Genomic DNA, 8,569 nt, shown 5'->3' with positions numbered 1-8,569 from the left:
GCTGGCCGACAAGATCGTGGTGCTGCGGGGCGGGCGCGTCGAGCAGGTCGGCTCGCCGATGCAGCTCTACGACGACCCCGACAACCGCTTCGTCGCAGGCTTCATCGGATCGCCCTCGATGAACTTCTTCGCCGGCACGGTGGAGGCGGGTGGCGTGCGCGTGGCCGGCCTCGGCGGCCGACACGTGGAGACGCATGTCGATCTGCCTGCGCACGGCAGCGAGGTGACGGTCGGCCTGCGGCCCGGTCACCTGAAGATCGACCCCGCGGCGGCAACCCACGAGGTCGACCTGACCGAGGCGCTCGGCGGTGTCTCCTATGTCTACCTCATCGCCAACAACGGCGACAGGATCGTGCTGGAAGCGCACGAAAACGACCCGCTTCCGCAGGGCGGCCGGGTCGGCGTGACCCTTGCGCCCGCCGACACCTACCTGTTCGATGCGTCCTCCGGGCTGCGGCTCAGGTAGGGCGCGGAACGGCCGCCTCCCAGCCGGGAGATCCGGGATACCCGGCCGGACCGTCCGTGGCGACGAATGCACCGACGCCTCGTGCGCCCGGTCTGCATGCAGTCGCCTTGCACCTGCGACGAGCGGGACCGGGAAGGTCATGGCGTCCACCGTCGGGCCGGCCGCAGCCGACATCTTCCGGCTTCGACCCCCAGTCGCCCGGAGCCGCGCGCCCCGGGCGGGCATAGAGATCGTGACGCGCGATCGCGGGGGCGGCTACGGGTCGTCCGTCACCCGCGCGCTGCCGGGCGGCCCGGGCAGGTCGCCGACCGATGGCACCTGCTCGAGAACGCCAGCCGGGCCTTCGTCGATGCCGTCAGGAAGAGGCTCGGCGACATTCGCAAGTCATTGGCGAGGAAAGAGGTATCACCCGATCTGCTGACGGCGGCGCCGTCCGGCGATTGCCACGCGACCGCCGGGATTCTGCCCCGTCGACGTACGGGTCCACCGCGACACTCTTCGACCAGAGAGACGCCGGCCGGTTAGGCATGACCTGTCCCGAGACGAGAGGAGACGCGTGCGTGACTCGCCCGACGATCCGGATCCGCGAGGCCGAGCTCGATGCGTGCCTTGCACGCCTTCTCGACGCCAACGACCCGGCCGCGGCGCGCTTCGTCGCCGCCGTCCTGCCGGCCGACCTGCGCGCCCCGGTCGCGCGGGTCGACCGGCAGACGCGGCATGTGGGCTCGAGCGGGTCGATCGATCTCGACGTGACGCTCGACAACGGAGTCCGCCTGCTCTGCGAGAACAAGATCGACGCCGCCTGGAGCGTCACGGCCCGCGGCGACGCGCAGCCCGAGCGCTACCATCGCTCGAGCGCCGACCTGCTCGCGCGCGGGGTGCCGGCCCTGTCCGTCCTGGTCGCGCCACGGGTCTATATCGACGGCTCCCGGCAGACGGCAAAGTTCGACGCCGCCGTCCCCTACGAGACGATCGCGGACGGACTCGCGGGGGTCGAGGGCGATCTGATCCGCGCCGCGATCCTGCAGGCCGAGACGCCGTGGGAGCCGGTACCCGACGATCGCTGCGCCGCGTTTCACGCGGCCTACGCCGAGCTCGTCGCGGAGGAGTTCCCCGACCTCGTGCTCAAGAGCAATCCGAACGGTGGCGCCACCCGTCCCGTCGGCTCGCGCACGATCTATTTCGATGCGCCCCGCATGCTGCGCGATCATGACGGCGTCCCCCGACCGCGCATCTCGGTGCAGTCGCGCGATTCCGGCGCGGGGCATCCCTCCGCCAAGTTCATGATCGGCGGCTGGGCGGCGCTGGCGGACGCAGCGCGGCCGCCGGACACCCTGACCAAGATCGGGGCCTACCTGCGCCCGGCCGGACGGTCCCTCGGCCTCGTCATCGACACGCCGCCCCTCGACGTGCTCGCGCCCTTCTCGCCGCAGCGGGAAGCTGCGCGGGTGGGCCTTGCAGCCATCGACCGTCTGCGCCGCTGGTGGAACGCGGAGGGAGCCGTCCTGGCCACGTGGCGCATAGAGGCCGCCGGGCCGCACACAAGACGGATTGAAGCCGATCCGGCCCGCCCGGCCTCGGCCGAGATCGGGCGCAGAACGACGGCTCCGGCCGTCGTCACCCCGCGCCCTGCGCCCAGGACATCGCGTGTGCCATCGCCTCCCAGAAGGACCGCCAAGGCATCCGGATTGGACGGCTGGACGAGAGGTCGAAAGAGCGAGCCACGACGGCTCCTGCGGGACGGCGTCGAGGTTGCCGTGGTCTGGCGTAACGAAAACCACACGGCGACGAACGGCGCCGTCTGGCACGTCACCGTTTACGGCGAGACATTGGCGGAGAGATATCGCCATATCGACGATGCCCGCGCAGCCGCGGAGGCGCATGTCCCGACCCGTGGGACGAGGGCCGCCCCCCATGGGATCGTCAAGCCACGCGCCAAGGAATGATGCTCCTCTACCTCGTCATCGTCGCCCTCGTCATCGGCGTGCTCGCGGTCCTGGGCCATCCGCCCGTCGCACGGTTCCTGCATCACGCGCTCGTGTCGGTGATGTTCATCTGGTTCGTCCTCTTGGTCAGCCTCCTGATCTGGCTCGCCCTGCAAACCTGACGACCCCGCCGACAGGTCCCCGATTGCGCGAGCAAAGCCCTGTCATGCCGGTGCCTGCCTGGCGCCAGCATCCGGGCGGAAGTGCCACACATGACACGACGAAGGTGACGCTGCTTCGAATCTGACGCCAGAGACCGCCTCGCGGCACTACCGGCGGTGTCGTACCGAACTCCGACCCGAGGCCGACTACCCCTTGCGATCGATGGCGTGCGGGAACTCTCGGCGAGGGTCCCGACCAAGGGCCGATCCACATGCGAATCCCGTTTTCGTTGAGTGCAATCTGTGATGATAGGGCGAAGGCACGACGTTTCGGCCGTGTTTCGAAAAGGGACCGCGCGCAGGCATGCGACACCGCGACTACGACGCGATCGTCCTAGGGGCGGGCGGCGCGGGCCTGATGGCGGCGGCGATCGCCGGGCAGGGCGGCGCGCGCGTGCTCGTGATCGACCACGCCGCGAAGCCCGGCAAGAAGATCCTCATCTCCGGCGGCGGGCGCTGCAACTTCACCAACACGGGCACCGAGCCGGAGAATTTCCTGTCTGAGAACCCCCACTTCGCCAAATCGGCCCTCAGCCGCTACACCCAGTGGGATTTCCTCGACCTGGTGGAACGCCACGGCATCGCGTGGCACGAAAAGACCCTCGGGCAACTCTTCTGCGACGGGAGCGCCCGGCAGATCGTCGCCATGCTGCTTGAGGAATGCGATCGGGGCGGGGTTGAGATCCGGCTGTCGACCGATATCGGCGAGATCGGCCATGCCGACGGGCAGTTCACGGTGGCCGGAGCGACGGCGCGCCACCTGGTGATCGCGACGGGTGGCCCCTCCATCCCCAGGATGGGGGCGACCGGTGTGGCCTACGACATCGCGCGCCGCTTCGGCCTGGATGTCGTGACACCGCGCCCGGCGCTCGTGCCGTTCACGCTGGGCGAGGAGGACGCCCCCTTCAAGGCGATACCGGGCGTGGCCTTTCCGGCCGTGGCGCGGGTGGGCGACGTCGCGTTCCCCGAGGCCGCCCTGTTCACGCACAAGGGGCTGTCGGGGCCGGCGATCCTGCAGGTCTCGTCGTACTGGTGGCCGGGAGACGAGGTGTCGCTCTGCGTCCTGCCCGACGCACACGCCGTCCTGCGCAAGGCGAAACGCGACATGCCGCGCGCGCATCTCAAGGCGGCGCTCGCGCGCCACCTGCCCACTCGGCTGGCCGACGCGCTTGCCGACCGCATCGGGCTCGGGCGCGCGCTCGGCACCTGTTCGGATGCAGAGCTGAGCGCGGCGGCCGAGGCGCTGACCGCGCTGCCGTTCCTGCCCACGGGCACCGAGGGCTACGCCAAGGCCGAGGTCACGTCGGGCGGCATCTCTACCGCGGGGCTGTCCTCGAAGACGATGGAAGCCCGCAACATCCCGGGACTCTACGCCATCGGCGAGGCGGTGGACGTGACCGGATGGCTCGGCGGTTACAACTTCCAGTGGGCCTGGTCGTCAGGTGTCGCGGCCAGTCGGGCCGTGGCGCAGCGCGCCGCAGGCACATGATGGGCAGATCCCGACCCCGAGCCACCGTTCGGCCGGCAAGCGGGATGCCGCAGCGCGGCCCGTCGACGCCGCCGTTGGCTGCAAGTGCAAGCTCGGGCAAGCGCCGGTCCGGACACGATGACGAGACGCGCGGCGAGAGGAAGGGGCATGGTCGTCCTTTTCTGGTGCGGTGACGGTTTCCAGCAAGCTCACTCGCCCGCGACGGCCTGCGCGATGGCGCGGAAGGCGGCGACGCTCTCGTGGTCGTTGTCGTCGAAGGCCGGATCGGCGCTGGTCTTGGCGATCACCACCTCGCGCGCGGGATCGACGTAGAGGTACTGCCCCCAGACGCCGATGGCGAGGAAATCGCCCTGCGGGTCCTCGGGGATCCACCACTGGTAGCCATAGCCGAAGGTCCAGAACGAGGCCGGGTTGTCGCCCGGTTGCAGGTGCGGGGCGGTGGGCGCGACCGAGGCCGCGACCCAGTCCGCCGGCACGATCTGCCGCCCCTCGCGCGCGCCGCCGTCGAGGTAGAGGCGCCCGAAGCGGGCCCAGTCGCGCAGGGTCGCGTTCAGGCAGCACAGCGCGAACTCGCGTCCCGCGCGGTCGGTGCTCCACGTGGCGTCGGCTTCCGCGCCCATCGGGCCCCAGAGGCGGCTCGAGAGGTAGTCGGCCGGCGCCATGCCGGTCGCGGCCTCCAGCACCAGCCCCAGCGCCATGGAATCGGAACTGACGTAATCGTTGTAGGTGCCGGGGGCGCGCACCCGGTCCAATCCCGCGAGCGTCTCCTCCGCCGGCACGCCCATCGCCATGGCCCGGATGAACAGCATGTTTATGTCGGACAAGGGGTTCTCGTAATCCTCGTCGAAGGCCACGCCCGAGGACATGGTGAGCGCGTCCTCGATCGGCACGTCGCCGTAGCCCGAGCCTGCGAGCGCCGGGACATAGGCGCCGATGGGGTCGCGGATGCTCTCGATATGCCCGTCCTCGACAGCGATGCCGATCAGCGCGGAGAGCACCGACTTGGCCATCGACCATGAGGTGAAGGGCGAGGTCTCGTCGGCGCCCTGACGATACTCCTCGTGCGTGATCGCGCCCCTGTGGACGACGATGAGCCCCGTGGTCTCGGTGCGGTCGAGGAAGGTGGCGAGGTCGCGGGGCGCACCGTCGAACACAAAGGTCGCCGGCAGCGGCGCCGGCGCTCGGTCGAAAGCCCAGACGCTGTCTCCACGGGTCACCGGCCGGTCGGGGAAGACGCGGTCCATCGCGCGGAAGTTCTCCACCCGGTGACTTTCCCAGAACAGGGTGATGCCAGCCCAGGCTGGGGTCTGCCGCAGCCAGAGGAAGGTGGCAAAGGCCAGGACGGCAAGCGCGGCGAGCGTCCAGAGGGCGATGCGGGTCAGGCGGTGTGCAAGCATGGTGGCGTCTCCTTCCGGCGTCTCAGGCGCGGACGGCGCCGCGCATGACGCGGGCGGTCCACAAGAAGATGACGGGGGTGATCAGCGCGGTAGGGCCGAGCCACACCATGAGGTCGGGCAGGAAGCCGAGGTTGACGACGCCCGCGGCGGTGATCGTGGCGATGGTGCCGCCCAGCATCCGGCCGAGGTGCCTTGCAATGCGCGCCTTGGCCGCGATGGGCCCGCGCGCCCAGTCGCGCCAGTCCGCCAGCGCCAGGGTCAGGCCGATCGAGCCGAAGACCAACAGGATCACCGGCTGTGCGCCGCTGCCCGTGAGCATCCCTTGCGCGCCCCAGCCCAGCATGGCGACGCCGGCCACGGCCATCACCGCCCCGCCCGCATGATCGAGGCGCCGGGGCCGCCCGTCGCGCATCATCGCCGCGCGCCATCCGGTGAAGACAAGATAGAGGGTGAACACCCCCACCGCGAAGAGGAACGGATTGGGGTGCGCCACCGCCAGCACCAGCGCGCTGAGGCCGACGAAGAGCATGGCGAGCGTGTAGGCGTTGCCCGAGCGCCGGTGCAGCCGGCCGCCCTTGGCGCTGCCGACGGCGACGCCGGCCGCGGCCAGCGCCGCGACGCCGGCCAGGATGTGCAGGAACAGGATCGTCTGGATCATGGAAGCAACCTCCTTTGTGGGAATTGTGCAGGGTTCGTGATGCGGACCGGGTAGCGACGCTGCCCCGGACCGGGCCATGGAAGTTGCGGAAACGGCTGGGGAATTGCGCGAACGGCATGCTACGGTCCGTTCACGATGCGCGAACGTCTGTCCCGCCTGTCCCTCCGCCTCGGCCCGCCGGTGGGCGTGGGCCTCGTGCTTGGGCTGATCGGTCCGTTCGGGACGTTCGACCTCATGCCGACGGCGCACCGGCTGGGCTATTGGCTCGCGGTCATCTCCGTGAACTGGCTTCTGGCCGATGCCGTCCTGCGGCGGCTGGATGCGGTGGCGGGCGACCGGCTGCCGGTGCCACGGCTCACGGTGCCGCTGGTCGGCGCCTGTCTCGCGGCCGTCCCCGCGACCGGCGTGGTAGCGCTGGCGAACGGGCTTTCTGGGATCGGCTGGCCCGATAACGTCGCCGTACTGTTCGGGTGGGTGTTGCTGCTGCTCGCCGCGATCTCGCTGCCGGCCTACACGTGGGAAGACATCCAGGAGCGGATCGCGGCCATACCGGATCCCGCAGGCGCCGAGGGCGTCCGGTCCGAGGCGGCCCTGTCAGCGACGGAAACCCGCCAACCGGAGGGCGACGGCCTGTCGCTCTTCACGGCGCGCCTGTCCGCGCCGCTCGGCGGGCGGCTCCTCTGCCTCGAGATGCAGGACCACTATCTCACGGTGCACCACTCTGCCGGGTCGGAGATGATCCTGTGCCGCATGGAAGACGCCGCGCGCGAGCTCGATGGCCTGGGACGGCGCGTGCATCGCTCGTGGTGGGTGGCGGCGGATGCGGTGGACCGCGTCGAGCGCGACGGGCAGCGCACCTTCCTGCGCCTGTCCGACGACCGCCGCGTCCCGGTCGGACGGTCCTTCCGGCCGGACCTGAAGGCCGCGGGTTGGCTGTGATCCCCCGCGAAAGCCGCGAAACCCCGCCGCCCGTCGGGCCGCCCCGATGGAGGCGAGGCCAGTCCATCCTGCGCTCGATCACGCTGACGCCGCAATGCCGCTATCATTGCAAGGGCCGGGCCCGATGCAGGGGCGCGGGTTGCGCCGGGGCAATGGAAGATTGCGTTCGCGATGGCGCGCTGCGAACGATGACGCCATGACCGGACGGATCATCGCATGGGGGCTCGTCGCGCTGCTGCTGGTCGTCCTCGGGGGCGCGGCGCTCGTGGTGGGCGGCAGCTACCTGGAGCATCGCGACCTCGTGCGGCAGGAGAAGGCGGCCTACCCGCCGCCCGGCAGCATCGTCCGGGTCGATGCGGATGACGGCGCGGAGGTGCGCCTGCACGTCTACGCCGCGGGCCGGGGCGATCCGACGCTCGTGTTTCTCGCCGGGCTCGGCACGAGCGCGCCGGTCTTCGACTTCCGTCCTCTCTACGACCGGCTGTCCGAAGACTACCGGATCTCCGTGGTCGAGCGGGCGGGCTACGGCTGGAGCGAGATCGCGCGGAGCCCGCGGGACATCGACACCGTGCTCGGCCAGACGCGCGCGGCGCTGGCAGGGGCAGGCGAGGCACCGCCCTACGTGCTTCTCCCGCACTCCATGGCAGGGCTGGAGGCGGTCCGCTGGGCGCAGGAGCACCCGAACGAGGTGGCGGCGATCATCGGCCTCGACCCTCTGGTGCCCGGCTATATCGAACAGGCGGGCGAGACGGCCGAACTCTCGCCGCTGATCACGGCGCTCGCGCGCACGGGGCTGATGCGCTCGGGGCCGGACGTTTTCGAGACCAACTTCCCGGCCATGGTCGAGGAGCGGCTGGGCGAGGAGGAGGCCGCGGCGGCGCGGGCGCTGTTCATGCGCCGCACCAACACCCCGCCGATGTGGGCCGAGCTGCGGCGCCTCGACCGGAACGCGGCCATTGTTCGGGCCGAGGGCGTGCCGGACGTGCCGGTGCATGCCTTCGTCTCGACGCGGCAGTCTCCTGCGTGGATCGACGCCGTCGCGGCCTATGCCGAGGCGGCGGGGGGACAGCTTCGCCGGATCGAGGCGGGCCACTACCTGCACGTGGAGCGACCCGATGCCGTCGCGGAGGCGATCCGCGCGATCATCGAAGCGCGCGGGGACGGCTGAGAGAAGGCCCTCACTCCGCGGCGGCCGGCGCCGTTTCGGCGCGGCATTCGAGCGGAACTCCTGAGTAGGAAGGAGCATCATGAGCAAGACCGCGAACGGGCTTTTACCTTAGCAGGCCGCTGAAGAAGTGCGGCTGGAAGGACGTTTTTCCGGGCGCGGGTTTCCAAGTTGAGGCGGTAGCGGCCCGGGACGTGTGGATCGGTTCCGAGATGCCCCGTGTTTCAGGCCGCCAGAAGCTTCGGCAGCCTGGCCAGATTGCAGGCCGCCATGGTCATCGTGAACTGCGCGCGGACCCTGTCGAGGCCG

The 8,569-nt window shown here is 70.5% G+C and carries 8 protein-coding genes; 6 read left to right on the top strand and 2 right to left on the bottom strand.

Annotation, left to right across the window (positions count from 1 at the left end):
• The 4 genes from DLJ49_RS20340 to DLJ49_RS20330 all read left to right on the top strand — a co-directional run.
• Positions 1 to 466 (top strand): TOBE domain-containing protein (locus DLJ49_RS20340; protein WP_115395344.1); only part of this gene is annotated, 466 nt, incomplete at its 5' end.
• Positions 467 to 777: 311 nt separating this feature from the next.
• Entirely contained in the window at positions 778 to 2,412 is a 1,635-nt protein-coding gene (locus DLJ49_RS20335; protein ID WP_147277377.1) for a hypothetical protein, read from the top strand.
• Positions 2,409 to 2,573, top strand: a complete 165-nt coding sequence (locus tag DLJ49_RS21945; protein WP_158547528.1) for a hypothetical protein — start codon at positions 2,409 to 2,411, stop codon at positions 2,571 to 2,573. Before DLJ49_RS20335 ends, DLJ49_RS21945 begins: the two co-directional genes overlap by 4 nt.
• A 343-nt stretch (positions 2,574 to 2,916) precedes the next feature.
• Positions 2,917 to 4,101, top strand: coding sequence for a BaiN/RdsA family NAD(P)/FAD-dependent oxidoreductase (locus tag DLJ49_RS20330; RefSeq protein WP_115395342.1), 1,185 nt, complete (start codon positions 2,917 to 2,919; stop codon positions 4,099 to 4,101).
• A 188-nt stretch (positions 4,102 to 4,289) separates the two neighbouring features.
• Here DLJ49_RS20330 and DLJ49_RS20325 read toward each other — a convergent pair whose 3' ends face one another.
• Together DLJ49_RS20325 and DLJ49_RS20320 are read right to left on the bottom strand one after the other, a co-directional pair.
• Positions 4,290 to 5,498, bottom strand: coding sequence for a serine hydrolase domain-containing protein (locus DLJ49_RS20325; protein ID WP_115395341.1), 1,209 nt, complete (start codon positions 5,496 to 5,498; stop codon positions 4,290 to 4,292).
• A 22-nt stretch (positions 5,499 to 5,520) separates the two neighbouring features.
• Positions 5,521 to 6,156 (bottom strand): DUF2306 domain-containing protein, encoded by a 636-nt coding sequence (locus tag DLJ49_RS20320; protein WP_115395340.1) that lies wholly within the window; start codon positions 6,154 to 6,156, stop codon positions 5,521 to 5,523.
• A gap of 135 nt (positions 6,157 to 6,291) precedes the next feature.
• Here DLJ49_RS20320 and DLJ49_RS20315 point away from each other — a divergent pair, with 135 nt between their 5' ends.
• Positions 6,292 to 7,095 carry a LytTR family DNA-binding domain-containing protein gene (locus DLJ49_RS20315; RefSeq protein ID WP_115395339.1) on the top strand — a complete coding sequence of 268 codons (804 nt, stop codon included), beginning with the start codon at positions 6,292 to 6,294 and terminating at the stop codon, positions 7,093 to 7,095.
• Positions 7,096 to 7,291: 196 nt separating this feature from the next.
• A complete protein-coding gene (locus tag DLJ49_RS20310; RefSeq protein ID WP_158547527.1) occupies positions 7,292 to 8,263 on the top strand; it encodes an alpha/beta fold hydrolase in 972 nt (323 codons plus the stop codon).
• Positions 8,264 to 8,569 lie beyond the last annotated feature (306 nt).

Origin of the sequence: Rhodovulum sp. 12E13 (assembly GCF_003340565.1) — a bacterium.
Classification (GTDB): domain Bacteria; phylum Pseudomonadota; class Alphaproteobacteria; order Rhodobacterales; family Rhodobacteraceae; genus HLUCCA09.
This window is presented reverse-complemented; position numbering and strand designations above follow the sequence as displayed.